Origin of the sequence: Blastococcus colisei, from assembly GCF_006717095.1 — a bacterium.
Lineage (GTDB): Bacteria > Actinomycetota > Actinomycetes > Mycobacteriales > Geodermatophilaceae > Blastococcus_B > Blastococcus_B colisei.
Map to the genome: position 1 here is coordinate 2,145,261 of NZ_VFQE01000001.1, position 24,749 is coordinate 2,170,009.

Annotated in this window: 21 protein-coding genes; 13 read left to right on the forward strand and 8 right to left on the reverse strand. The window is 73.3% G+C overall.

Features of this window, described 5'->3' with window-relative positions; translation table 11 throughout:
* Nucleotides 1-69 precede the first annotated feature (69 nt).
* The 5 genes from FHU33_RS10250 (at nt 70) to FHU33_RS10270 (ending at nt 6,243) form a co-directional block, all read left to right on the forward strand.
* The gene (locus FHU33_RS10250) at nt 70-1,689 is read left to right on the forward strand and encodes an ATP-binding cassette domain-containing protein (protein ID WP_142025270.1); all 1,620 of its coding nucleotides are present in this window, start codon (nt 70-72) and stop codon (nt 1,687-1,689) included.
* Nucleotides 1,686-2,576, forward strand: coding sequence for a branched-chain amino acid ABC transporter permease (locus tag FHU33_RS10255; RefSeq protein ID WP_142025271.1), 891 nt, complete (start codon nt 1,686-1,688; stop codon nt 2,574-2,576). The genes FHU33_RS10250 and FHU33_RS10255 overlap by 4 nt, the downstream gene beginning before the upstream one ends.
* Nucleotides 2,569-3,705 carry a branched-chain amino acid ABC transporter permease gene (locus FHU33_RS10260; RefSeq protein ID WP_142025272.1) on the forward strand — a complete coding sequence of 379 codons (1,137 nt, stop codon included), beginning with the start codon at nt 2,569-2,571 and terminating at the stop codon, nt 3,703-3,705. Before FHU33_RS10255 ends, FHU33_RS10260 begins: the two co-directional genes overlap by 8 nt.
* Nucleotides 3,702-4,958 carry an ABC transporter substrate-binding protein gene (locus FHU33_RS10265; protein ID WP_142025273.1) on the forward strand — a complete coding sequence of 419 codons (1,257 nt, stop codon included), beginning with the start codon at nt 3,702-3,704 and terminating at the stop codon, nt 4,956-4,958. The genes FHU33_RS10260 and FHU33_RS10265 overlap by 4 nt, the downstream gene beginning before the upstream one ends.
* Before the next feature lie 70 nt (nt 4,959-5,028).
* On the forward strand, nt 5,029-6,243 hold the full coding sequence (locus FHU33_RS10270) for an MFS transporter (RefSeq protein WP_142025274.1): 1,215 nt from the start codon (nt 5,029-5,031) through the stop codon (nt 6,241-6,243).
* Between the two features lie 76 nt (nt 6,244-6,319).
* Here FHU33_RS10270 and FHU33_RS10275 read toward each other — a convergent pair whose 3' ends face one another.
* Together FHU33_RS10275 and FHU33_RS10280 are read right to left on the reverse strand one after the other, a co-directional pair.
* Nucleotides 6,320-6,994, reverse strand: coding sequence for a CoA transferase subunit B (locus tag FHU33_RS10275; RefSeq protein ID WP_142025275.1), 675 nt, complete (start codon nt 6,992-6,994; stop codon nt 6,320-6,322).
* A complete protein-coding gene (locus tag FHU33_RS10280; RefSeq protein ID WP_142025276.1) occupies nt 6,994-7,791 on the reverse strand; it encodes a CoA transferase subunit A in 798 nt (265 codons plus the stop codon). The genes FHU33_RS10275 and FHU33_RS10280 overlap by 1 nt, the downstream gene beginning before the upstream one ends.
* Nucleotides 7,792-8,011: 220 nt before the next feature.
* Between FHU33_RS10280 and FHU33_RS10285 the strand changes: the two genes are divergently transcribed.
* Nucleotides 8,012-8,404: a TFIIB-type zinc ribbon-containing protein gene (locus FHU33_RS10285; RefSeq protein ID WP_142025277.1), complete on the forward strand. Its 393-nt coding sequence runs from the start codon at nt 8,012-8,014 to the stop codon at nt 8,402-8,404.
* Between the two features lie 21 nt (nt 8,405-8,425).
* Here the strand turns inward: FHU33_RS10285 and FHU33_RS10290 are convergent, their stop codons facing one another.
* Entirely contained in the window at nt 8,426-9,400 is a 975-nt protein-coding gene (locus tag FHU33_RS10290) for a sensor histidine kinase (RefSeq protein ID WP_142025278.1), read from the reverse strand.
* Between the two features lie 153 nt (nt 9,401-9,553).
* Between FHU33_RS10290 and FHU33_RS10295 the strand changes: the two genes are divergently transcribed.
* Nucleotides 9,554-10,204 carry a hypothetical protein gene (locus tag FHU33_RS10295; protein ID WP_142025279.1) on the forward strand — a complete coding sequence of 217 codons (651 nt, stop codon included), beginning with the start codon at nt 9,554-9,556 and terminating at the stop codon, nt 10,202-10,204.
* A 194-nt stretch (nt 10,205-10,398) separates the two neighbouring features.
* Here FHU33_RS10295 and FHU33_RS10300 read toward each other — a convergent pair whose 3' ends face one another.
* A complete protein-coding gene (locus FHU33_RS10300; protein ID WP_142025280.1) occupies nt 10,399-12,411 on the reverse strand; it encodes an HNH endonuclease signature motif containing protein in 2,013 nt (670 codons plus the stop codon).
* A gap of 208 nt (nt 12,412-12,619) precedes the next feature.
* On the opposite strand from FHU33_RS10300, the gene FHU33_RS10305 reads away from it, so the two are divergent.
* The 3 genes from FHU33_RS10305 (at nt 12,620) to FHU33_RS10315 (ending at nt 15,903) form a co-directional block, all read left to right on the forward strand.
* Nucleotides 12,620-14,044 (forward strand): NADP-dependent succinic semialdehyde dehydrogenase, encoded by a 1,425-nt coding sequence (locus tag FHU33_RS10305; protein WP_142025281.1) that lies wholly within the window; start codon nt 12,620-12,622, stop codon nt 14,042-14,044.
* Between the two features lie 53 nt (nt 14,045-14,097).
* Nucleotides 14,098-14,928: a hypothetical protein gene (locus tag FHU33_RS10310; RefSeq protein ID WP_142025282.1), complete on the forward strand. Its 831-nt coding sequence runs from the start codon at nt 14,098-14,100 to the stop codon at nt 14,926-14,928.
* Between the two features lie 111 nt (nt 14,929-15,039).
* Nucleotides 15,040-15,903 (forward strand): class I SAM-dependent methyltransferase, encoded by an 864-nt coding sequence (locus tag FHU33_RS10315; RefSeq protein ID WP_142025283.1) that lies wholly within the window; start codon nt 15,040-15,042, stop codon nt 15,901-15,903.
* A 1-nt stretch (nt 15,904) separates the two neighbouring features.
* On the opposite strand, the gene FHU33_RS10320 is transcribed toward FHU33_RS10315, so the two are convergent.
* Nucleotides 15,905-17,533 (reverse strand): peptide chain release factor 3, encoded by a 1,629-nt coding sequence (locus tag FHU33_RS10320; protein ID WP_142025284.1) that lies wholly within the window; start codon nt 17,531-17,533, stop codon nt 15,905-15,907.
* A 216-nt stretch (nt 17,534-17,749) separates the two neighbouring features.
* On the opposite strand from FHU33_RS10320, the gene FHU33_RS10325 reads away from it, so the two are divergent.
* Nucleotides 17,750-19,672 (forward strand): serine/threonine protein kinase, encoded by a 1,923-nt coding sequence (locus tag FHU33_RS10325; RefSeq protein WP_246063485.1) that lies wholly within the window; start codon nt 17,750-17,752, stop codon nt 19,670-19,672.
* A 31-nt stretch (nt 19,673-19,703) separates the two neighbouring features.
* Here FHU33_RS10325 and pdxY read toward each other — a convergent pair whose 3' ends face one another.
* Nucleotides 19,704-20,552 (reverse strand): pyridoxal kinase PdxY, encoded by an 849-nt coding sequence (gene pdxY, locus FHU33_RS10330; RefSeq protein ID WP_142025286.1) that lies wholly within the window; start codon nt 20,550-20,552, stop codon nt 19,704-19,706.
* A 160-nt stretch (nt 20,553-20,712) separates the two neighbouring features.
* Here pdxY and FHU33_RS10335 point away from each other — a divergent pair, with 160 nt between their 5' ends.
* Nucleotides 20,713-22,716, forward strand: coding sequence for a S41 family peptidase (locus FHU33_RS10335; protein ID WP_211355062.1), 2,004 nt, complete (start codon nt 20,713-20,715; stop codon nt 22,714-22,716).
* A gap of 2 nt (nt 22,717-22,718) precedes the next feature.
* Here the strand turns inward: FHU33_RS10335 and FHU33_RS10340 are convergent, their stop codons facing one another.
* Nucleotides 22,719-23,192 (reverse strand): VanZ family protein, encoded by a 474-nt coding sequence (locus tag FHU33_RS10340; RefSeq protein WP_142025287.1) that lies wholly within the window; start codon nt 23,190-23,192, stop codon nt 22,719-22,721.
* 107 nt (nt 23,193-23,299) lie between these two features.
* On the opposite strand from FHU33_RS10340, the gene FHU33_RS10345 reads away from it, so the two are divergent.
* Complete coding sequence (locus tag FHU33_RS10345; RefSeq protein ID WP_142025288.1) at nt 23,300-23,824, forward strand: GNAT family N-acetyltransferase; 525 nt, start codon at nt 23,300-23,302, stop codon at nt 23,822-23,824.
* Nucleotides 23,825-23,864: 40 nt separating this feature from the next.
* Here FHU33_RS10345 and FHU33_RS10350 read toward each other — a convergent pair whose 3' ends face one another.
* Entirely contained in the window at nt 23,865-24,695 is an 831-nt protein-coding gene (locus FHU33_RS10350; protein WP_142025289.1) for an IclR family transcriptional regulator domain-containing protein, read from the reverse strand.
* Between the last annotated feature and the right edge of the window lie 54 nt (nt 24,696-24,749).

Below are 24,749 nucleotides of genomic sequence, written 5' to 3' on the forward strand. Positions count from 1 at the left end.
GTGTTGCAGTAGGGACACGGTCGGCCGCCGTGGGGGGTCGTCCGTCCCGGTGCCTGGGACGGTGTGCGCGTGTCTGACGTCCACGGCTCGAACCTGCCGGTCGGATCTCCGGCCGCCGGACGGGACGCCCTGCTCGAGGTCCGCGACCTGCACGTCTCCTACGCCGGCTCCGTGCAGGCGCTCCGCGGAGTCTCCATCTGGGTTCCCGACGGCGGCATCGTGGCGGTGCTGGGCAACAACGGGGCAGGGAAGAGCACGCTGCTGCGCGCGATCTCCGGCTCTCTCGCGCGGGAAGGTGGCACGGTCGATTCCGGGAGCGTGCTGCTCGGGGGGCGCCCGTTGGCCGTGCGCAGCGCCTCCGATGTGGTCCGGCAGGGCGTGCTGCAGGTACCCGAGGGACGGCGGGTGTTCGGCTCGCTGAGCGTCGAGGAGAACCTGCGAGCCGGAGGGACGGCGGCCCGCGACGCGAAGTCCCGCGACGAGGCCCGGGCGAAGGTCTACGACCTCTTCCCCATCCTGCACGAACGTCGCCGGCAGCGGGCCGGCCTCCTGTCCGGCGGTGAGCAGCAGATGCTCGCCATCGGACGGGCGCTGATGGGCAGTCCCCGGATCCTCCTCCTGGACGAGCCGTCGCTGGGTCTGGCGCCCCTCATCGTGGAACAGATCGGTGACGTGATCACCGAGATCAACCGGCAGGGAACGGCGGTCGTGCTCGTCGAGCAGAACGCGGCGATGGCGCTGCGGGTGGCCTCCCACGCGTTCGTGCTCGAAGTCGGACGGATCTCGCTGGAAGGCCCCGCCGCCGAGCTCGCCCGGACCGACGAGGTCCGTGACCGTTACCTCGGCGTGGGAGCCGAGGCCGCGGTGACACCGGTCGTCGCGGAAACACCCACCGCGTCGGCGGGCGCGTCGGTACGGGACCTGGTCGTCGAGGGGCTCACGGTGCGGTTCGGGGGCATCAAGGCGCTGACCGACGTGTCCTTCACCGTGGCCTCCGGGTCGCTGCACGCCCTCATCGGGCCGAACGGCGCGGGGAAGTCCACGTGCCTCAACGTGCTGAGCGGCGTCTACGCCGCCACGGAGGGAAGCGCTCGCTACGGCGAGGACGACCTGACCCGCCTGCCCCGTCACGAGATCGCCGCCCTCGGCATCTCCCGCACGTTCCAGAACATGGCCCTGTCCCCGACGGAGACCGTGCTCGACAACCTGCTCGTCGCCCGCCACCGGCACATGCGGACCGGCTTCGTGTCGGCGGCGCTGCGGCTGCCCCGGGCGCGGCGGGAGGCCGCGGAGCACGAGGCGGCGGTGGTGCGGATCGCCGAGCTGATCGGCCTGGGGCGCACCCTGCGCCACCCGGTCAGCGACCTGCCCTACGGCGACCGGAAGCGGGTCGAGCTGGCCCGGGCGCTGTGCGCGGAACCGGGACTGCTGCTGCTCGACGAGCCGGTCGCCGGCATGAACTTCAACGAGTCCGTGGCGATGGAGGAGGCGATCGGCACCGTGCAGCACGAACTGGGCATCTCGATCGTGCTCGTGGAGCACGACATGCGGTTCGTCATGGGGCTCGCCGACCGGGTCACGGTGCTCGACTTCGGCAAGCGGATCGCCGACGGCACGCCGGCCGAGGTGCAGAGCGATCCCGACGTCCTCCGGGCCTATCTCGGCGACCAGCAGGAGGAGCGCCGGTGAGCAACTTCTTCGGACTGATGATCAACGGGCTGTCCCTGGGCGCGATCTACGCGCTGATCGCGCTCGGCTTCGTGATGATCTTCAAGGCCACCCACGTGCTGAACTTCGCGCACGGTTCGGTCCTGCTGCTCGGGGCGTTCGTCGTGGGCACCACCCACGACGAGATCGGGTTCTGGCTCGCGCTGCTGGTCGGCATCCTGGCGGCTGGACTGGCCGCCCTGCTGATCGACGTGGTGATCATGCGGCGGGTGCGCGCGGCCGACCTCGGCACGCTGGCCATCCTGACCCTCGGGGTCGACGTCCTCATGCTCACCGAACTGACCCGGCAGATGGGAACGTCCACCCTCACCACCGGTGCGCCCTGGGGGACCGACACCGTGTCCCTGGCCGGCGCCACCATCCCCCTGTCCCGGGTGATCGCCTTCCTGGTCACGGTCGTCGTGGTCGCCGTGCTCTGGGCCGTCTTCAAGTTCACCAACTCGGGTATCGCGATGCGCGCGGCGGCCGAGGACGGCGGAACGGCGGCCCTCATGGGCATCAGCCTCAATCGCGTGGCCGCGACCGCCTGGGGGGTCGCCGGCGCACTGGCGGCGGTGGCCGGGATCTTCCTGACCTCCTTCCCCTCGCCCGGCATCAGCCCCACGGTGGGATTGGTCGCGCTGGCGGCGATCCCGGCCTGGGTGCTCGGTGGGTTCGACTCCTTCCCGGGCGCCGTGGTCGGTGGCCTCATCATCGGCGTGGTGACGACGCTGTCCGCGGGTTACCAGGGCGATCTGCTCTTCCTCGGGCGTGATCTCGCGGCGGTCACGCCGTACGTGGTGATGCTGCTGGTCCTGCTGATCCGCCCCTCCGGACTGTTCGGCACGAAGGAGGTCGCCCGTGTCTAGGCAGCAGACGGTCCGGCTGGCGCGCCGGCTCGCGCTCGTCGCCCTGGTCGTCGTCGCCCTCGCCGCTCCGCTGAGCCTGCGCGCCTTCTGGCTGCAGTCGGGGCTGTTCGCGATGGCCGCGATCATCAGCGCGATCGGGCTGACCCTCCTGGTCGGCCGGTCGGGACAGCTGTCCCTCGGCCATGCGTTCTTCGTCGCCATCGGGGCCTACGGCTACTCCTACCTGGCCGGCGACCCCGGCTCCCCGCTCGCGTCCGGGCTCGGCTGGCCCCCGGTCCTGGCCCTGCTCGGCGCCGTGCTGGCGGCGGCGCTGGCCGGGGCGCTGTTCAGCCCCATTTCCGGCCGGCTGCGTGGCATCTACCTGGGGCTGGCCTCCCTGGGGCTGGTGTTCCTCGGTCAGCACATCCTCTTCAACGCCACCCCGGTGACCGGCGGCTACAACGGGCGCAATGCCGAGCCGTTCCGCATCTTCGGGTTCACCTTCGGCGACAGCAACCCGGCGGACCTGGTCGTCCTCGGCGTGCGCTACGGGGAACTGGAGCGGCTGTGGTACCTCGGTCTGCTCTTCGTCGCCGTCGCCTGGTGGTGTGCGCACAACCTCGTCCGGAGCCGACCGGGGCGGGCGCTGGCCACCATCCGCGACAGCGAGGTGGCGGCCGGGGTGATGGGCGTGAACGTCGCCCGCTTCAAGGCGGCCGCCTTCATCGTCTCGTCGATGTACGCCGCACTGGGCGGGGTGCTGATGGCCCTGGTCTTCGGCCGGATCGTCCCGGAGAGCTTCGGGCTGCTCATGTCCGTGGAGTTCCTGGTGATGATCGTCATCGGCGGCATCGGCTCGGTCGGGGGAGCGGTGGCCGGGGCCGTGTTCGTCACCCTGCTGCCGCTCGTGCTCAACCGCTACAGCGACCTCCTGCCCCTGCTGGCGCAACCGGGCACCAGCGGCATCAGCGCCGCGGACCTGAGCCGGATCATCTACGGCCTCGCCATCATCCTCATCCTCCTCTTCGCCCATGACGGCCTGGCCGGACTGGCGCGCCGGCTGCGCACCTCCCGTCGTGGGGCGGACGGGCCGACCGATCCCGACCACCCGATGTCCGAACCGTCCACCACCAAGGAGCTGGCCCGATGAAGAGACCACTGATCACGAGCACCTGCCTGGCGCTCGCGCTGGCCGCGACCAGCTGCGGCAAGGCCGAGGAGCAGGGAGGGGGCGGCGGCGCAGGCGGCGGTGCCGCCGCGGCGCCCGGCGTCACGGAGGACACGATCACGCTGGGCTCGCTGATGGACCTGACGGCGGTGTTCGCCGCGAACAGCCGGTCGATCCTGCAGGGGGCGAACCTCTACTGGGACTCGGTGAACGCTGACGGCGGTGTCTGCGGCCGCAACGTCGAGCTGGACGTCCAGGACCACGGGTACGACCCGCAGCAGGCCGTCTCGCTCTACCAGACGATGTCGGGGAACGTGCTGGCCATCGCACCGGTCCTGGGATCGTCGGTGATCACCGCGCTGCGGTCCTCGTTCGAGGAGGACGACATGCTCGTCGGCATGGCGGCGTGGACCTCCGACGTCCTCCCGGACCCGAACTTCCAGATCACCGGGACGACCTACGACGTGGAGACCATCAACGCGATCGACTGGCTGACCCGCGAGCAGGGGCTGCAGAGCGGCGATTCGATCGGCGTCGTCTACTTCGAGGGTGACTTCGGTGGCAGCTCGCTGCGCGGCGCCGAGTACGCCGCGGAGGAGCTGGGCCTGACCGTCGTGCCGCACCAGATCAAGCCGAGCGACACCGACCTCTCGGCGCAGGTGAACGCGATGGCCAACGACGGGGTCGATGCGATCATCGTCGCGGCGGCGTCCCCCCAGACGGCCTCGATCGCGAGCGTGGCACAGTCCATCGGGCTCGACGTGCCGATCGTGGGCAACGCGCCGGCCTTCACGCCCAACCTGATGGACACGCCGGCCGGGCCGGCGCTCGAGCAGAACTTCTACACCTCGACCTCGATGGCGCCGCCGTCCCTGCAGGAGGAGGGCGTGACGGAGTTCCTGAGCGCCTACGAGGCGGAGTACCCCGACGAGGAGCCGATCCAGAACGGCGCGATGTACGGCTACGCCTCGGCGCAGATCATGCACGAGGTCCTCACCCGGGCCTGTGACGAGGACAACCTCACCCGGGAGGGTCTGCAGGACGCGCTGCGGTCGATCACCGACTACGAGTCCGGCGGCACGGTCGCCGGGGTCCTGGACTACTCCGACCCCGCGGTGCCGCCGACCCGTGAGGTGTACATCTCCAAGGCCGACGGGACCGCACCGGGCGGGCTGACGGCCGTGGGCGACGCCTTCAGCTCCGACCTGGCGGAGGCGTACGAATTCACCGGCTGACCCGCGCCCTGCCCGGTCCCGCCCTGCGGCGGGGCCGGGCAGAGGTGTGCCCGGACGGCGGAGAGGGGCCGTGATCCGGGGGCGCCCGGAGACCCTGATGCTGGTCGCCGTCCTGCTCGCTGCGCTGAACCTGCGCGGGGCGATCGCCGCCGTCGCCCCCGTGCTGCCAGAACTGCGTGCCGAACTCGGCCTGACGCCCACCGCGGCGGGGCTGCTGACGACGCTCCCCGTTCTCTGCTTCGCCGCGCTCGCGCCGGCCTCGGCATGGTTGGGCCGGGTCGTCGGAACGCGCGCGGCCGTGCTCGGCGGGCTGGTCGCGATCGCCGTCGGATCGGTCCTCCGGGTGGTCGACGGGCCGGTCGTCCTGCTGGCGGGCACGTTCGTCGTCGGTGCCGCCATGACCGTCGGTAACGTCCTGCTGCCGGTGGTGATCAAGACCGAGTTCGCCGCTCGGGCCGGGACGGTCACGGGCATGTACACCGGCGCCCTCTCCGGCGGCGCGGGGCTGACGATCGCGCTGACCGCGCCGGTCGCCGCCGTCTGGGGCTGGCGGGCGGGGCTGGGCGTCTGGTCGCTGCTCGCTCTCGTCTCGGCGGCCGTGTGGCTGGCAGCGACCGGCCGCCGCACGTCGCTGGCGGCGCAGCGGCCGGCCGGCGGCACGGCCGGTGCCGGCGCGATGTCCGTCTGGCGCTCCCCGGTCGCCTGGGCCCTGTCGACGCTGCTGGCCATGCAGTCGGCGCTCTACTACGCGTTCACCACCTGGCTGCCGTCGCTGCTCGTCGAGGACGCGGGTCTGAGCCTGTCGACGGCGGCGCTGGCGGCGTCGGTGTTCCAGTTGCTCGGTATCCCGGGCGCGCTGCTGGTCCCGCTCGTCCTCGGCCGGCTCCGCGCCCAGCGCGGCCTGGCGGTGGTGGTCGCCGCCTCCTGGGGTCTCGCGTCGCTCGGACTGTTCCTGGCGCCGCATCTGTGGCCGGTCTGGGTGGGGCTGGGCGGACTGGCGCAGGGGGCCGGGATCTCCCTCGCCTTCGCGCTGGTGGCACTGCGGGGGGCCGACGAGGACGCGGTGCGCCGGCTGTCGGCCATGTCGCAGCTCGTGGGCTACTCGGTGGGCGCCGTAGGTCCGCTCGTCGTCGGTGCTCTCTTCGCCGCCAGTGGCGGCTGGGCCACGCCGCTCCTGCTGCTCGTCGTCGTAGCGGGCGGCATGGGCGTGGCCGGCTCGGTCGCCGGGCGGCCGGTCCTGGTCGGCGGCCCGGCGGCCAGTCGCTCCACCGCGTCCTCGGCCTGACCGATGTCGACTCCGGGTGCCGGCCCGTGGCTGCCTCCCGGTGCGGAAGACGGCGACAGGCCGGCACTCGAGTCGATCAGGCTCCGACGGTGGCGGGGAGGGGCATCGTGGGGACGTCGTCGGCGACGGTCAGGTGCGCGCCGGTGGCGGTCACGACCTCGTCGACGGTGACCCCGGGGGCCACCTCGCGGAGGACCAGCCCGTCCTCGGTGACGTCGATGACGGCGAGATCGGTGATGATCCGGTCGACGCACGCCTTGCCGGTGAGCGGCAGGGTGCACTCCTCGACGATCTTCGGCGACCCGTCGCGGGCGACGTGCTCCATCATGATGATCACTCGCCGGGCGCCGTGGACGAGGTCCATCGCACCGCCCATCCCGTTGACCATCTTGCCCGGGATCAGCCAGTTGGCGAGGTCACCGCGGACGTTGACCTGCATGGCGCCCAGGATCGCGACGTCGAGGTGCTTGCCGCGGATCATCCCGAAGGACAGCGACGAGTCGAAGAAGCTCGCGCCCGGCAGGATCGTGACGGTCTCCTTGCCGGCGTTGATGAGGTCCGGGTCCTCCTCGCCCTCGAAGGGGTAGGGCCCGACGCCGAGGACGCCGTTCTCGCTGTGCAGGACGACGTGGACGCCGTCGGGCACGTAATTGGGCACGAGGGTCGGCATGCCGATGCCCAGGTTGACGTACTGACCGTCCTGGAGCTCGAGGGCCACGCGGGCGGCGAGCTGTTCGCGGTTGAGCGTCATCAGGCGGTGGCCTCCTCGCCGGCTCCGGCCGGGATGTCGGAGCGGTCGGTTCGCGGGCGGGTGGTGCGCTTCTCGATGCTCTTGCCCTCCGGGCCCACGACGACGACGCGGTCGACGAAGACACCCGGCAGGTGCACGTCCTCGGGAGTGATCTCGCCGGGTTCGACGAGCTCCTCGATCTCGGCGATCGTGACCCGCCCGGCCATGCCGGCCAGGGGGTTGAAGTTCCGCGCCGACTCGTGGAAGACGAGGTTGCCGTGCCGGTCGCCCTTGGCCGCGCGGACCAGCCCGAAGTCGGCGGTGAGCGCCGTCTCCAGCACGTACTGCTCGCCGTCGAACACCCGCACCTCCTTGGGGGCGCTGGTCTCGACGACGTTGCCCTCGGCGTCGTAGCGCACCGGGATGCCGCCCTCGGCGACCATCGTGCCGACGCCGGTCGGCGTGTAGAAGGCCGGGATGCCGGTGCCGCCGGCGCGCAGCCGCTCGGCCAGCGTGCCCTGCGGCGTGAGCTCGACCTCCAGCTGACCGGAGAGGTACAGCCGGGCCAGTTCCTTGTTTCCCCCGACGAAGGAGCTGATCGTCCGGGTGATCCGGCCGGCGTAGAGCAGCACGCCCAGGGCCTGGTCGTCGACGCCGCAGTTGTTCGAGATCGTGGTGAGGTCGCGGGCACCCTGCTCGAGGAGCGCGTCGATGAGGGCGATGGGCACACCGCAGAGCCCGAAACCACCGACGGCGAGCGTGGCGCCGTCGGCGATGTCGGCGACGGCCTCCTGCGCCGAGGCGAGGACCTTGTCCATGAGTCAGCCCCTCCGGACGCCGGGAACGGCCGTCAGGACGACGTCCCGCATCTCGTCCGTGCGCGTTCGATCCACCACGGTGCTCCTATCGGTCGGGCTGTGCGGTCGGCGCCAGTATCCCCGTCCACCTGACGAGCTCCGACGTGCGGGCACCACTGGACGGAATGGGGCCTTGACCCATGCCCGGGAACCACGGTGCCGGTGCCCGCGTTGCGCGGGCATGGAGCTGACCTGTCCCAAGTGCCACGGGAGCATGCGTACCTACGAGCGCAACGGCGTGCACGTGGACCAGTGCGCGGACTGCCGGGGCATCTTCCTCGACCGCGGTGAGCTGGACCGGCTGATCGACGCGGAGAACGCCTGGCACGGCGGTGCCGCGGGTGGGCAGGCTGCGGCCCAGCCGTCTCACGAGCAGTCCGGTCACGAGCGCTCCGGCCACGAGCGGTCGGGCTACGAGCGGTCCGGGCACCCGCAGGCGGCGTCGAGCGCCGGGCTCGGCGGCGTGGTCGGCGAGGTGCTGCGCCAGGTCCAGGAGGCCAAGCACTCCGGTCATCAGTCCGGGTACGGTCACAAGCGGAAGAAGCAGTCATTTCTGGGCGACCTCTTCGGCTGAGCTCCGGAGACTGCGTCCGGGTCAGCCCAGCCGGACGGTGAGCCGGAGGTGGGCGCCCTCGTCGTCACCGGAGATGTCGACGTGGTCGCACAGCTGGCGCGCCAGCCACAGGCCCATGCCGCCACGGGACAGGTCGTCGCCGTGCGCCGGGCCGTAGCCGGCGAAAGGGTCGTCGAACCCTGGGCCCCGGTCGTCGATCGAGCACACGACCCGGTCCTCGCCGATCCAGAGCCGGAGGCTGACCGGTGGCCTGCCGTGGCGCACGGCGTTGGAGGTCATCTCGTCGACGGCGAGCAGGTAGTCCTCGACCGTGTCGCGGGAAGCCCGGACGGTGGACAGCTCGGCGGCCACGGCGCGGCGCAGGCCGACGAAATCGGTGACGTCGCGTGCCCAGAGTTGCGGGGGCGTGCTCTCCAGCGGTTCCGCCGGGACGGGCAGCGAGCGGAGGTAGTCGGCCGGGGCGACGAAATCGGGGTTGCGGGCACGCCCGTCGGCGGACGCCAGGTAGGAGTGCGTCTGCACCGCCGACTCGAGAACCTGCTCGGGCAGTCGCCGGCGGTCGAACACGCAGAGCCCTCGCAGCGGCCAGTCGGCCAGCGCCTCGTTGATGACCGACTCGTAGCGCTGCCACTCCAGCCAGTCCCGTTCGGTCTCGCCGAAGTTCACCTGGCCGACGACCCGCACTCCCGGGACGCCCTCGGCGGTGCGCTGCTCGGCGAGGCGCCGGAAGGTGGTGATCGCGGTGGGGGTGCGGGCCCGGTAGACGTCACCTCGTTCCACGACGTGGACGAGGGAGTCCCCGCCGACGGCGTCCCGCAGCACGGATGCCGTCTCGGGACTCGTCGCGATGACCACCGCCTCGCCGGCAGCCAGCCCCTCACGCATGTACGGGAGGGCCACGTCGACCAGCTGAGCGGTGGAGTCGAAGAGCAGCGCGTCGTGCGGGTAGCCGTCGGCGGGCGGGTGCGCCCGTCCGCCCGCTGACAACGCAGTCACTGATCCACCCTGGAGACGTCCGTGGTGCCACCCGACGCCGGGGGCTTCGCACCCCACGGTAGGTCACGTGCGGGCCGGGGGCGGGATGGATGCCGAGCGAGGTCGCCCAGTTCCGTGCGGCGAACGCGGAGGTCACTAGAGCAGGACGGACTGGTGAGGTCGTCCTGGCGGGAGTGCGCGGGTGACCCGGGGCGCACGTCCTTCGCCGTGACCCGGGCCGGCCGGGCCCACCTCGCTGAGCGGACGACCGCCTGCAACGCCGTCACCGAGCAGGCTGCTGACCTGCTCGGCGAACGTCAGGAGCACGCGATGACCGCTGACACCGCGACCTATCGACGGGGCCTGGGGGCTCGCGCTGCGGATGCGGCACGTCGCAGGCGACCGGATCGTCACCGAGGTCCAGAGCCACGTCGCCGACACGGGAAAACGGTCGAGGCGTTCGGCCCGCCCAGGAGCTACGCGGCGCGCATCGCCCCGGCGTCCGGCGGCTCGCGGCCGGCGTTCTGGGCGCTGCCGCTGTCCGGAGCGGCGGTCGGGTGGCTGATCGCCACGAGCGCCTTCGACCTCGTGGAGGTCGATGCGTCCGGTCTGCCGGACGGTCTCCCGGCCTGGATCGCACCCCTCGTCGCCGTCCTGCTCCGGATCCCGCCGGCAGTGGCCCAGATGCGGCGCAGCAGCCGGATCCGGGACCCGCGCACGGGAAAGTGGCTGACGCCGTCCCCGCGGGGGGTGCCGGTGGTGATGGGCGGCTTCCTGATCGTCCTCGGTGCGGCCGTCTGGGTTATCACGTTGTTCGTGAACTGACGACCGGGCCGTCCGCGCCGGCGCATCCCCGACGTGCATGCGGGAGTGCCGGCAGCCATACGCGACGTGCGCGGCCAGGCGGAGCACTCGACTCGACATACGCGCGCCATCACGTTGACCGGGCCTCAGGATCGGTAGAGCAACCTACCGCGCAACGCCCGTGGACGTCCCGGCGTTCAGCGTGGCCTCAACGTTCAGAAGGGGATGAGCGGGTCGGGTGGGGCGGGCCTGGATGCGCGGATCGCGGCGCGGGCCGCGGCGTACTTCTGCTGGCCGGTGGGTGGTGGTGGGAGGGCGGTGGGGGTGCTGCCGTCGTCGGTGCCGAAGGCGGGCGGGTGGGTGGTGAGGGTGCGTCCGCTGGGCAGGGTCCACACCAGGCCGCCGTCGGGGTTGCGGTGCAGTCGCCAGCCGGGGGCTTGGTGGGAGAGGCGGTGGTGGTGTTCGCACAGGCAGGCGAGGTTGTCGTGCGCCGTGGGCCCGTGGGGGTGGGGGGTCTGGTGGTCGAGGTCGCAGCAGCGGGCGCGGGTGCGGCAGCCGGGGAAGCGGCAGCGTCGGTCGCGGAGTTGGACGAAGCGGTGGAGGGGGTCGGTGGGGCGGTAGGCGTGGGTGCCCGGTGGGGGTCTGAGTCCGTGGCCGGTGGTGGCGGCGTGCCGGAGTTCGGTGCTGTCGGTGAGCGCCAGCAGCGTGCCGGTCAGTTGGTCGGTCACCGCGATGCGGGGCCGTTCGGCGAGGGCGGTGTCGATCAGCCGGCGGGTGTCCAGCAGTCGGGTCAGCGCCGCCCGTGCTGCTGTGTCGGCGACGCCGGTCCGGGTCTGCCGGGCGGCGCCGGTGAGGGTGGTGAGTAGTTCCTGGGCTGCGGTGAGTTCCGCGCTGCGCAGCGCGGCGATGTCGGTGTCGGGCCGGCGGTCAGGGGAGGCGGCTGCGGCGGAGGGGCCCGGCTCGGCGGTCGCGGCCTCCCCGGCAGCGCCGCGCTCGGCGACGCCGCCCTCAGCAGCGCCGTCCTCAGCGGTGCCCCCCTCGGCGGTGTCGGTGTCGGGGTCGTCGGCGGTGTCGGCGTGGGCCGCCTCCGTGTCGTCGCCCTGTCCGTCAGCGCCGGGCGTGTCGGTGTCGGTGTGGTGGCCGTCGGTGTGGTGGTTCTCGGTGTCGCCGGGGGTGGGTGCGGGGCGGGGGAGCAGGCCGAGGGTGTAGGCGAGTTCGCGGAGGAGTGCGGCGGGCACGAGGTCGCCGTCGACCTCGGCCGGGTCCTCGGCGCGGGGTCCGTGTCCGGTGAGGGTGTCCACGCCGGTGACCAGGGTGAGTGCGATCTGCACCGGCGGGTGGTCGGCGTGCGGGCGCAGGATGAGGTCGGCGAGGCAGTCGGCCATGCGCTGCTGGTGGGTGCGGGGGTCACGGTCGCCGTTCTCGTCGTATGCGCAGGCCGTGGCGTAGGCGCTGAGCGTCTGGTGGCAGGCGCGGGCGAGCGGGGTGGCCCACAGCGTGGTCATCGCCGTCATGCCGTCGTCGCGGGCGTCCAGCCGGACCTGCCTGTTCCGCACGGCGGCGGCCAGTCGTTGCGCGGCGGCGGCGGCGTCGATGCGGGCGACCGCGCGCCGCAGACAGGCCCGCAGGGCGGCGGTGGTCTGCCGCGGGGCCCGGGGCAGCACCGCCGCCTGCACCTGCGCGCGTTTCTGCGGGGTGGACACCGGGCCGGCGATCTCGACCATCACGTGCGCGTGGGCGGGGGAGATGTCGCCGGCGCCCAGCGCGGCGAGGGTGGCGGGCAGGCCCTCCACCAGGGTCACCGCCTCGACGAGCATGAGGGAGGCGGTCCGCGCGGAGACGCCCAGCGTGGCCGCGGCCTCGTCCACGGCCCATTCGCTGACCTCGGTGAGTGCGGCGGGCCGGGCGGCGACCGATGCCGCCGAGGCCGCGCCCCGCTCGCCGGGTGCGCGGTCGAACATCGCCGCCGGGCGGCTGCGGGCGAAGGCGGCCAGGGCCCGGGCGCGGGCGGCGGCGGCGCGGGCGGCGTCCCGGTCGGCGGCGGCCGCCTGGTCGAGCTGGGCCGCGCCGGCCGACAGCAGCCGGGCTCGGGCGTCGAGGAGGCGCTGGTGCTCGTCGCGGACGAAGTCGGCGGCATCGGGGTAGTCGGCGCCGAACTCGGTCTCGAGGCAGGCGATGACGTAGGCGTCGTACTCCGCCGCCGTCAACACCACCACGTCGTCGAACACATGTTCGATCATAGCGGACCTGCGGGGGTCTGACCAGCGGAAGGTGCTGCGCTGCAGGGCCAACTGCCGGCGCACCCGACGCACTGGTGGTTCGCCGATGGTTGCCGGAGGCGCGTGCGGGTCACGGGCCCGGCACCGTTTCGCGCCCGCACCGGCGGGCAGGGGACCAGGGCAGACGCGAGGCAGCACCACCGACGGGAGAGCACCCATGGCCATCGCCACTGTCAACCCGACCACCGGGGAGACGCTGAAGACCTACGAGCCGCTGTCGGACGAGGCGCTCGAGGACAGGATCGCCCGGGCCGCCAGGGCCTGGGCGGCCTACCGGCGCACCTCGGCCGAGCAGCGCGCGGGCTGGCTGCGAGCTGCCGCCGACGTCATCGACGCCGACACCGACACCGTTGCCGAGCTGATGACCACCGAGATGGGCAAGACGCTCGCCGCGGCGAAGGCGGAGGTGGGCAAGTGCGCCAAGGCGCTGCGCTGGTACGCCGAGCACGGCCCCGCGCTGCTGGAACCCGAGCGCAAGGACGCCGGGGCGGTGGGCGCGACCGACGCCTACGTCGTCCACCAGCCGATCGGCGTGGTCCTGGCGATCATGCCGTGGAACTTCCCGCTCTGGCAGGCGATGCGGTTCGCCGCCCCCGCGCTGATGGCCGGCAACGTCGGCCTGCTCAAGCACGCCAGCAACGTGCCGCAGACCGCGCTCTACCTGGAGGAGCTGTTCCGCAAGGCCGGCTTCCCCGACGACGTCTTCCAGACGCTCCTCATCGGGTCCTCGACCATCGAGAAGGTGCTGCGCGACGACCGCGTGGCCGCCGCGACGCTCACCGGCAGCGCACCGGCCGGGCAGTCGGTCGCCTCGATCGCCGGGGACGCGCTGAAGAAGACGGTGCTCGAGCTCGGTGGGAGCGACCCGTTCATCGTGATGCCGTCGGCGAACCTGGAGCAGGCGGCGGAGGTCGCCGTCACCGCTCGGAACCAGAACAACGGACAGAGCTGCATCGCCGCCAAGCGGTTCTTCGTGCACCGCGACGTCGCCGAGGAGTTCACCCGGCTGTTCGCCGAGAAGATCGCCGCGCTGACCGTCGGCGACCCGATGGACCCCGACACCCAGATCGGCCCGCTCGCCACCGAGTCCGGGCGCGAGGACGTCGAGAAATATGTGGACGACGCCGTCGCGAAGGGCGCGGACGTCCTCGTGGGCGGCAAGCGGGTCGACCGGCCGGGCTGGTTCTACGAGCCGACCCTCCTGGCCGGCATCACGTCGGAGATGGACCTCTACTCCGAGGAGGTGTTCGGCCCGGTGGCCGCTCTGTTCACCGTCGACTCCTTGGACGAGGCCATCGAGATCGCCAACAGCCATCCCTACGGGCTCGGGGCGAACCTGTGGAGCGAGGACGAGGGCGAGCGCGCGCAGTTCATCGCCGACGTCGCCTCCGGTATGGCGTTCGTCAACGGCATGGTCACCAGCTATCCCGAGCTGCCCTTCGGCGGGGTGAAGCAGAGCGGCTACGGCCGCGAGCTGACCGAGCTGGGGATGCGCGAGTTCATGAACGCCAAGACGGTCTGGGTCGGACCGCCGAGCAGCGAGCAGGGGGACGGCGACACCGCCGGCGCCGCCTCCGAGTGAGGCCGCTGCCCGCAAGAACCCGCCTGAGGAGGGTCGCTGGGACAGTGGGGGGCGTGTTCGACGTCGACTGGATGAGCCTGCTGACCCGCGACGTCCTCCGCGAGCGGGCCGCAGACCTCGTCGCCGAGGCCTGCGCCTGGTCGGTCGGCATGTCCGACCAGGCGCACCACCTGCGCTCGGCCGGCCGCATCGTCGCGACCGGCCTCACCGTGGGCGAGCGGGCCGCCCACGGCCTCCCGCTCAGCGGCGACGAGGACGGCCGTCTCGACCTCGGGGACGCGCGACCCGGCAGCTTCCAGGACGCGCTGAACTCCGTCGACCGGCACGGCACGGTGGCCGCCGACCGGTTCGACACCGACGTCCTGCACCCGTTCGTCCACGCGACCTGCCTGGCCGCGGCCGAGAAGGCGCGGCGGACCCGGCCCGACGCCTGGGCGGAGCTGGCCGACGACGTCGGCGAGGACGAGTCCGACCTGGACGACGTCGTCCGGGCGGGCGGCTGGGAGGCGCCGCTGCGGATCGATGCCGAGCACCTCGTGCTCGCGGCGCTCGGCGACGTCCCGCTGATCGAGGTGGAGGCCGAGGGTCTGCCGCTGTCGCTGGTGCGGGCGGCCGAGGCGGTCGCCCGCACCGCCGCGCGGCCGCCGGACGCGGGGCCGGCGCAGGACGACCTGGCCGGCTCGCTGTTCCTCGCCCGGGCCGCGGTGGACGCGACCGGGGCGCCCCTGCCGCTCGGCCCGGAGACCGCCGAACGCCTGGTCGGGGAGCTGCTCTCCCACGGCCTCGACCCCGACGAGGTCATCGGCGTGCTGCCGCACCTCCCGGTCACGTCCGCGACCGCCGACGAGGTCGTCGCGATCCTGCGCGCGTCCGGGATCGGCTGAGCGGGTCCAACGGCTCTGTCCGTGCCCGGTCGGGCGGGGCCAGCCTGGCGACGGCTGAGAACAGCCTCCGGCGGTACGGGGCGCCGGTCCCTCGGACGAAGGGCACCCGTCATGACCTCGACCACCGGCACCGCCGTCGACGCCGACCGCGCGCTCAAGGCCAGGCACCGGTCGATGTGGGCCTCCGGCGACTACCCGCGCCTCGCCGCCGACCTGCTGCCCGAGCTGGGCGACCTCCTGGTGGGGGCGTGCGGGGTGACGAGCGGCGATCGGGTGCTCGACGTCGCCGCGGGGTCGGGCAACGTCGCGATCCCCGCCGCCAGGACGGGCGCGAGCGTGGTGGCCTGCGACCTCACCCCCGAGCTCTTCGACGCCGGGCGGGCGCGCGCGGCCGCCGAGGGCGTCGAGCTGGAGTGGCGCGAGGGCGACGCCGAGGCGCTCCCGTTCGCCGACGACGAGTTCGACGTGGTGCTTTCCTGCGTGGGCGTCATGTTCGCCCCGCACCACCAGGCTGCTGCCGACGAGCTGGTCCGGGTGTGCCGGCCGGGGGGCCGGATCGGGCTGATCAACTGGACGCCCGAGGGCTTCATCGGCCAGATGTTCGCCACGATGAAGCCCTACGCACCCCCGCCGCCGCCCGGCGCGTCACCGCCGCCGCTGTGGGGACGTGCGGATCACGTGCTCGAACTGCTCGGCGACCGGGTCGCCGACGTCACCACGGAGCGCCGCAACCTGACGGTCGACCACTTCGACCGGCCTGAGGACTTCCGTGACTACTTCAAGGCCGTGTACGGCCCGACGATCCCGGTGTACAAGTCGTTGGTCGACCAGCCGGAGCGCGCGGCCGCGCTGGACGCCGAGCTGGCCGAGCTCGTCCGGAGCCGGGACCGCGGGCAGGGCTCGACCGTCGTCGACTGGGAGTACCTGTTGCTCACCGCGACGAAGAAGCGGGACACCGTCCCGAGCCCGCGGTAGCTCAGAGCTCGGCGGCGACCAGGGACTCCAGCAGCAGGTCCGGGTTCTTCTCCTTGAACACCCGCAGGCTCCACTTGTCGCTGAACACCGCGACGTACTCGCCGTTGGTCCGCTGCAGCACCTCGGCGCCGCGGGCGGTGGCGACGACGGGTGCCGAGGCCTCGTCGGTGCGGAGCGCCAGGCTGTAGCCCAGGCGCTCCAGCTCCACCGGGGCGCCGAACTCGTGCTCCATGCGGTGGGTGGCCACCTCGAACTGCATCGGGCCGACGACGGCGAGCACCGGTGCCTGGTCGCCGCGGCGGTCCGAGCGCAGCACCTGCACGACCCCCTCGGAGTCCAGCTGCTCGATGCCGCGGCGGAACTGCTTGTGCTTGGCGGTGTCCCGCCCCCGGCAGACGGCGAAGTGCTCCGGAGCGAAGGTCGTCAGCGGCGGGAAGGTCACCGGGCGGTCGGCGTAGAGGGTGTCGCCCACGCCGAGGGCGGCCGCGTTGACCAGGCCGACGACGTCCCCGGGATAGGCGACGTCGATGCTCTCGCGTTCCCGGCCGAACACGTGCTGGGCGTACTTCGTCGCGAACGGCCGGCCGGTGCGCTCGTGGGTGACCACCATGCCGCGCTCGAAGACCCCCGAGCAGATCCGGATGAACGCCAGCCGGTCGCGGTGCGCGGTGTCCATGCCGGCCTGCACCTTGAACACGAAGGCGCTGAACGGGTCGGTGAGCTCGCGGCTGGCCCCCTCGGCGGTGGGGACGCCGGTCGGGGCAGGTGCCAGGCCGACGAGGGTGTCCAGCAGCGCGCCGACGCCGAAGTTCGAGACGGCGGAGGCGAACAGCACCGGCGTCGTCACGCCGTCCAGGAAGAGCGACTGCTCGTGGTCGGCACCGGTGGCGGCCAGCAGGTCGACCTCCTCGACGGCCTGCTGCCAGGCGTCCCCCTCGCGGTCGAGCGCCGCCTCGGCCGACAGCGTCTCCTCCGGGGCGATCGTGGCCCCGCCGGCGGTGCGGGTGAAGCGGCGGTACGTGCCGTCGCGACGGTCCAGCACGCCCCGGAAGTCCCCGGCGATGCCCACCGGCCAGGTCAGGGGGGTCGGCGTCAGCCCGGTCCGCTCGCTGATCTCGTCCATCAGCTCGAGGGCGTCCTTGCCCGGCCGGTCCCACTTGTTGACGACGGTCAGCACGGGGATTCCGCGATGCCGGCAGACGGCGAAGAGCTTCATGGTCTGCGCCTCGAGGCCCTTGGCGGCGTCGATGAGCATCACGGCGGCGTCGACGGCGGTGAGCACCCGGTAGGTGTCCTCGGAGAAGTCGGCGTGACCGGGGGTGTCGAGCAGGTTGATGACGGCCGTTGTGTCGCCCAGGCGGTACTCGAACTGCAGGGCCGCCGAGGTGATGGAGATGCCGCGGGCCTTCTCCATGTCCATCCAGTCGGACACGGTGCCGCGCCGGCCGGCCTTGCCGTGCACCGCGCCGGCCTGGCCGATCACCCGCGCGTGCAGCGCGAGCGCCTCGGTGAGCGTCGACTTGCCGGCGTCGGGATGGCTGATGACGGCGAACGTGCGCCGGCGGGAGGCCTGGGCGACGACGTCCTTGGCGGTGGTGCCGGGAGCGGCCTGCTCGTCCACGACGCTCATCGGAGCCCGCTCAGCACGGCACGGGACGCAGCGATCGCGGAGGGGGACACACCACGACAGTATCCGCGCCCGCGCCGCACGGAGGGTGCGTGCTCGATCACGACGGGGCTGCCGCCGGTCCCGGATCCGGGCGACGCGTGTAACGCCCCGGGGAGGCGGGCACCCTTCGACGGTGGGAGCGAAGCCGGCAGGGCCCTCGGGGAGGGGGACCCAGGAGTGACCGTCGTCGAGCACGATCGCGGGCTCCTGGACGACCGCTACGAGCTGCACCACCTGATCGCCGCCGGTGGGATGGGAGAGGTGTGGCGCGGGCGGGATGTCCGCTTCGACCGGCCCGTCGCCGTGAAGATCCTGCGCAGCGAGTACGCCGGCGACCCCACCTTCGCCGCCCGGTTCCGTGCCGAGGCGACGCATGCCGCGGCCCTCCACCATCCGAACATCGCCGCGGTGCACGACTACGGTGAGACGGCGTCGGCTGCCACCGGGGAGCGGATCGCCTATCTGGTGATGGAACTGGTCGAGGGCGATCCGCTCTCGACGCGCTTCTCGGAGGAGGGCGCGCTCGCTCCGGCCGACGCGCTGTCGGTGCTCCGGCAGGCGGCCGCGGCGCTCGCGGAGGCCCACCGCGCCGGCGTCGTCCACCGGGACGTGAAACCGGCCAACATCCTGATCGACCGGGACGGCCAGGTGAAGCTGACCGACTTCGGCATCGCGTGGTCGGCCGCCAGCGTGCCGATCACCCGGACCGGCCAGGTGATCGGCACGCCGCAGTACATGTCCCCGGAGCAGGCGGCCGGCGAGCCGCCTCGTCCCGCGAGCGACGTGTACGCGCTCGGTCTCGTCGGCTACGAGTCCCTCACCGGCCGCGCCGCCTTCGACGGTGACAACCCGGTGACCATCGCGCTCAAGCAGGTGCAGCAGGAGCCCGAACCCCTGCCCGCCGCGATCCCCGAGCAGATCCGGTCCCTCATCGACGGCGCGCTGGTCAAGGATCCCGACGTCCGGTTCCCCGACGCCGACGCCTTCCTCGACGCCATCGACGCGACCCTGGAGGGCCGGTTCCCGCCGGGACCGGCGACCCGGACCCTCCCGGTCAGCGCAGCCGGCGTGCGCCCGTCGCCCTCCGGTGGCGGGGGAGCGCCGGCGGACCACCCGACCACGGCGGCCGGTGCACCGGCGGTCGACGGGGCGGCGGCTGCACCGACGCGGTCGCTCCCCGGCCGGAAGGCGACGCCGCCGCCCGTCGCAGGGACGAGCGGCGGGTGGCGCAGCTGGCCGCTCGTGGTCGCGCTCCTCGTCCTGCTCCTCGGCGCCGGCGTCGGCGCGACCGTGCTGGGGCTGTCCGACTCGGACCCACCCACCGCCGGCTCCGCCGCTGCTGCAACGGCGCCGGAGACGGAACCGGGCGCGATCGTCCTGACCGCCGGCGACTACGTCGGGCGTCCGGTCGAGGACGTGGCCGCCGACCTGACGGCGCTGGGGCTCGACGTGGAGCGCCGGCAGCGCGTCACCGGCGAGCACGCGCCCGGAACCGTCGCGGCGCTCGAGCCGGTCGGGGTCGGGCTGTCCCCGGGCGATCAGGTGCGACTCCACGTCGCCGTGGCGCCTCCGGCCGCACCGGGGTCGGACGGCGCCGGTGCTGCCGGTGGGGGTGGATCGATCCCGTCCGGGGCGGGCGACTCGCCCCGGCCCGGGACGGGAGCCGAAGCCCCGACGACCGGCGGTCCGGGCTCTGCGGAGGGAGGACCCGCACCAGCCCCCGCCGGAGACGGCGGCCTCGGCGACCCGGCCGGTGATGCGGGCCCGGGACCCGAGACCGGCGCGACCGAGGAGCCTGCCACTCCGCCCTCCGCTCCGCCGGACACGGGCGATGACACGGGCACAGATCCGACGCCGTCGGACCCCGCACCGTCAGATCCTTCGCCGTCGGACCCTTCGCCGTCGGACCCCGCACCGTCGGACCCTTCGCCGTCGGACCCTTCGCCGTCGGACTCCGCACCGTCGGACCCCGCACCGTCGGACCCCTCGCCGTCGGAGCCCTCGCCGTCAGGCGGCGAGCAGGACGAGGCGACCGGGAGCGAGCCGGCCACCACGTCGGCGCCCAGCGAACCCGCGAGCAGCCCGCCCGCCACCGGCTGATCGCCCATCGGCCCCCGGCCGGGCAGATGGTTCAGACCTCGGCGACCTCGAACGTGCGGATCGGGGAGAGGAACTCCTCCTGCGCGGCGACGAGCAGGATCTCCCGCGAGCCGGCGTCCTCGGTGCGCTGGAGCAGCCCGAACACCGACGCCGCCGCGCGTCCCAGCGCCTCGCCGGCCGATCGGGTGTCGAGCCAGTGGGCCAGGAACAGCGCCGCGATCGCGTCGCCGGCGCCGTTGACCGACACGCCGAGCCGCGGCGTCCGCACCCGGAAATGCCGGCCACCCTCGGACGCCAGCAGGTCGATGGCGTCGTCCGGGGTGTCGTCGGTGACCAGCGACGTGGTCAGGACGACGGTGGGACCCAGCCCCTGGACGGCGGCGACCGCGTCCTCCACCTCCGGGAGGGTGCGCGTGGTGTGCCCCGAGAGCAGGTCCAGCTCGAAGTGGTTGGGCGTCACGATGTCGGCGGCGGGCACCGCGACCTCGCGCATGAACTCCGCGATGCCGGGGCGCACGAAGATGCCGCGGCCGACGTCCCCGATGACCGGGTCGCAGCAGTAGACGGCGTCGGGGTTGGCGTCCCGCACCCGGGCGACCGTGCCCACCACGGCGTGCCCGATGTCGGCCGACCCCAGGTAGCCGGAGAGCACGGCGTCGCAGCTGCCGAGCACGCCGCGGTCGGAGATGCCCTGGACGACCTCCTCGACGGCCTGCCCGTCGAAGACCCGGCCCGTCCACTGCCCGTAGCCGGTGTGGTTGGAGAACTGCACGGTGTGCACCGGCCACACCTCGATGCCGAGGCGCTGCAGCGGGAAGACCGCGGAGGAGTTCCCGACGTGCCCGTAGGCGACGTGGGACTGGATCGAGAGGACGCTCACCACAGCGCACCACGGTGGCACACCGGGCGCGCGTCCGCTGCCCGGCCCCGGCGGGCCGCCGGTGACGCTCCGGTGACGCCCCGGCCGGTACAGCTGACGCCAGAGGCCGTCCGGCCTCGGCGACAGCTGCCTGCCGCAGCCGCACGAACGAGGCGATCCCATGACCCTGGCCACCTATGTCGAGATGCCCACCCCGCGCCGAGCGGTGGACGACCGCGCCGACGACCTGCTGCCCGCCGACCTCACCGTCGCCTTCGGCGCGGAGGGCGCGGCGGTGCCGGGATCGGTTCCGCTGCACGACTTCATGCGGACGGCGGGCACGCTCACCCACGCCGAGCGGCTGCTCATCGTCGGCCAGGCCCTGCTGATGCTCGAGGGCAACTACGTGCACCTGCCGCTGAAGTCGGCCATGCACGCGGTGAACCCCGTGCAGCGGCTGCGGCTGCTCCGGGCCCGCCTGCTGCGCCAGACCGACGCGACGATGGACCCGGAGCGGTCCTTCCACCAGGAGATGTCGTCGGTCTTCCACTCGGTGCGGGACCTGCACACCAACTACCTGCTGCCCCAGCCCTTCGCCGGGATGATCGCCTACCTGCCGTTCCAGGTGGAGCGGTGCGTCGACGGCGACCGTGCCACCTACATCGTCACCCGCCTCGCCCAGGGGCTGTCCGCCCCCACCTTCGGTGTCGGCGTCGAGATCACGCACTGGAACGGCATGCCGATCGAGCGGGCGGTGGCCGTGAACGCCGACCGCTTCGCCGGCAGCAACGTCGCCGCGCGCCTCGCGCGCGGCGTCGACTCGCTCACCGTCCGGGCGCTGCGCCTGCACCTACCGCCGGACGAGGAGTGGGTGACCGTCAGCTACACCGACGCCGACGGCGTCCGGCGCGAGCTGCGCGAGCCGTGGCTGGTCGCCCCGAACGCGCCGGCGATGGCCGACGCCGAGGTGCTGACCACGGCGGCGGCATCGCAGGGCCTGGACCTGCACGCGGACGAGACCAGCCGGGCGCGGGCCCTGCTCTACGCCCCGCGTGCGGTCGAACAGACGCTCGGCAACCTCGCGATCGAGCTCTCGACCGAACCGGTTGCGGCCGGCGGGGACGTCGCCTCGACCATGCCGCTGGTCTTCCGTGCCCGCAGCGTGCAGACCGCGGCCGGCACGTTCGGCCACCTGCGTGTCTTCACCTTCAACGTGCCCGACCCCGCCGCCTTCGTCGCGGAGTTCGTCCGCCTGGCGGAGCTCCTGCCGCAGGAGGGGCTGATCCTCGACGTCCGGGGCAACGGCGGCGGCCACATCCTGGCCAGCGAGTTCACGCTGCAGACCCTCACCCCGCGCCGGATCACGCCCGAGCCGGTGCAGTTCGTCTGCACACCGCTGAACCTGGAGATCTGCCGCCGGCACAAGGACGACCCGACCGGCCGGATCGACCTGGGAGCCTGGTACCCCTCGATGGACCAGTCGGTGGAGACCGGCTCGATCTACTCGTCGGCGTTCCCGATCAGTCCGGAGGACGGCGCCAACTCGGTGGGGCAGCGCTACTTCGGGCCCGTCGTCCTGATCACCGACGCCCGCTGCTACTCGGCGACCGACATCTTCGCCGCGGGCTTCCAGGACCACGCGATCGGCCCGGTGCTCGGCGTCGACGACACCACCGGCGCCGGTGGGGCGAACGTCTGGACGCACGGCCTGCTGAAGGCGCTCCGCGACGTCCCGGCCGACCCCGACTCGCCCTACCGGCCACTGCCCAAGCAGGCCGACATGCGCGTCTCCATCCGGCGAACGCTCCGCGTCGGGGCGCTGGCGGGCACCCCGGTCGAGGACCTCGGCGTGCGGGCCGACGCCCGCCACGAGATGACCCGCCGGGACGTGCTGGAGGGCAACGTCGACCTCATGGAGGCAGCCGGGGCCCTGCTGGCAGGCCGACCCCGGCGCCGGCTGGACCTCACTGCGTCGGTGGATGCCGGCGGCGGCCTGAGCCTGGAACTGCGCACGACCGGGCTGGACCGGCTCGACGTCTACGTCGACGGGCGGCCGCGCAGCAGCAGCGACGTCGCCGACGGGACGACCACCCTCCCGGTGCCCGATGCAGCAGGGGCGACGGTCGTCCAGGTCCAGGGATTCGTGGCCGGGGATCTGGTCGCCGCGCGCACGGAGCCGCTCTGAGCTCAGTGCCGGCCGACCGCCGGGCAGGGTGGCCGGCCGGTGGGCTGCCGTAGCGCGGTGCGCAGCGCCGCCATCCCCAGCCCCGTGAGCACCGCACCGGTCGCGTTGAGCAGCGCATCGAGGGGGGAGACCACCCGCCCGAGGGGGAGGACCCACTGGAGGAGCTCGATGGTGGCGGCCACCGCAACGCCGGCCCCCACCAGCCGGCGGGACGTCGCGAGCTCCGGCCAGCGGAGGACGGCGATCGCGGCGAGCGGCGCCAGCAGGGCCAGGTTCCCGAACAGCTGCAGCATGGCGGCGTGTGAGTCCCAGCCGGTCGCGTACCAGTGCAGCTCCGACAACGGCGCCCCCCACGCCCAGCCACGGCCGGCCGGCAGCAGCGTGAGCAGCGCGACGAGCGCCGTCGCCAGACCGATCCCGACGTCGAGGGCACGGCGGGTCGGCGGCTCGACGAGCCGGCGGCGATCGTGGTCCATGCCTGTGCACCGTCGTCCCCCCAGCAGCACGGAGGCTGGAAACGGGCTGTGCGCTTCCTGGCACCTCCGGTCGCCGCACGTGCCTTCTCGCCGAGGACCATGGGCCGGTGACGAACTCTCCCGGTGCGGTGCGCGACGCCGTTCCCTCCGATGCCCGGCGGTGCGCCGAGATCTACGCCCCCTACGTCCGGGACACCGCCATCTCCTTCGAGACCGAACCTCCGACGGCGGGGGAGATGGCGGAGCGGATCGCGGCGGCACAGCACGAGCACGCGTGGCTGGTGCTCGAGGACGAGGCCGGCGTGTCCGGCTACGCGTACGGCGGGCCGTTCATGAGCCGGGCCGCCTACCGGTGGTCGGCCACGGTGAGCGTCTACCTGGACGCGGACCGTCGCCGGGCCGGCGGAGGGCGGGCGCTCTACAGCGCCCTGTTCGACCGGCTCGCAGCCCGGGGGATCCGGACGGTGCTGGCCGGAGTGGGGCTGCCCAACGAGGCGAGCGAGGGTCTGCACCGTGCGCTCGGCTTCGCACCGGCCGGGAGCTACCGCCGGGTGGGCTGGAAGCTCGGCCGCTGGCACGACGTCGCCTGGTACCAGAAGGATCTCGCCACCGACTGGTCACCGCCGGACTGACGCGGGGAGCGGGACGGCGGCCCGTCGCGCGGCGCACCGCTCAGGCCGGCGCGGCGGCCTCCCCGGCTGCGTGGGTGACCTCGACGTACGGTCGTGACTGCCACAGCGCCCATTCGGCGCTCACGTCGCCGGCGGTGCGCAGCAGCAGGGGGAGGTACTCCTCGAGCAACCGCTCCCTGGAGGTCTCCGCCGCGTGCACGGTCACGTTCATGGCGGCGCGGACCACGCCTCCGCCGTCGCGGACCGGCACCGCCACCGAGCGCACGCCCGGAGCGAGTTCCTCGTCGGCCAGCGCCCAGCCGCGGGCCCGCACCTCGGTGAGTTGGCGGAACAGCTGCTCGTCGGTCCGGCCGATGTAGGTGGGCAGCCCCGCCCGGCTGGGGACGGCGAGGGTGGCCTCGAGCCTGTCGGGGGAGAGGGCGGCCAGCAGCACCTTGCCCTGGGAGGTCTGCACGGCCGGGAACCGCGTCCCGATCTCCACCCGGAGCGTGATGATCTTCGGGACGGCGACGCGGGCGACGTAGACGATGTCCGACCCGTCCAGCTGCGCCATCGACGAGGACTCGCCGGTGCCGGCCACCAGCGTCTCCAGGTGTGGCCGGGCGATGTCCCACAGGCCCAGCGATCCGACGTAGGCCATGCCGAGGGTGAGCACCTTGGGGGTGAGCGAGAAGGCGCCGTCGGAGGAGCGGACGAAGCCCAGCTCCTCGAGCGTCAGCAGCAGCCGGCGCGCGGTCGGACGGGCGAGCCCGGCGGCCGCCGCGACCTCGGTGAGCGACATGCTCCGGTGTGCGGGGTCGAAACAGGCGAGGACGTCGAGTCCCCGCGCGAGGGCCTCGACGAAGTCGGGCCCGGTGCCACGCCCTGCCATGTGCTCGTTCCCTTCGGTGGCCCGGCCGCGGCATCGGCGGCCGTGGGCGGTGCC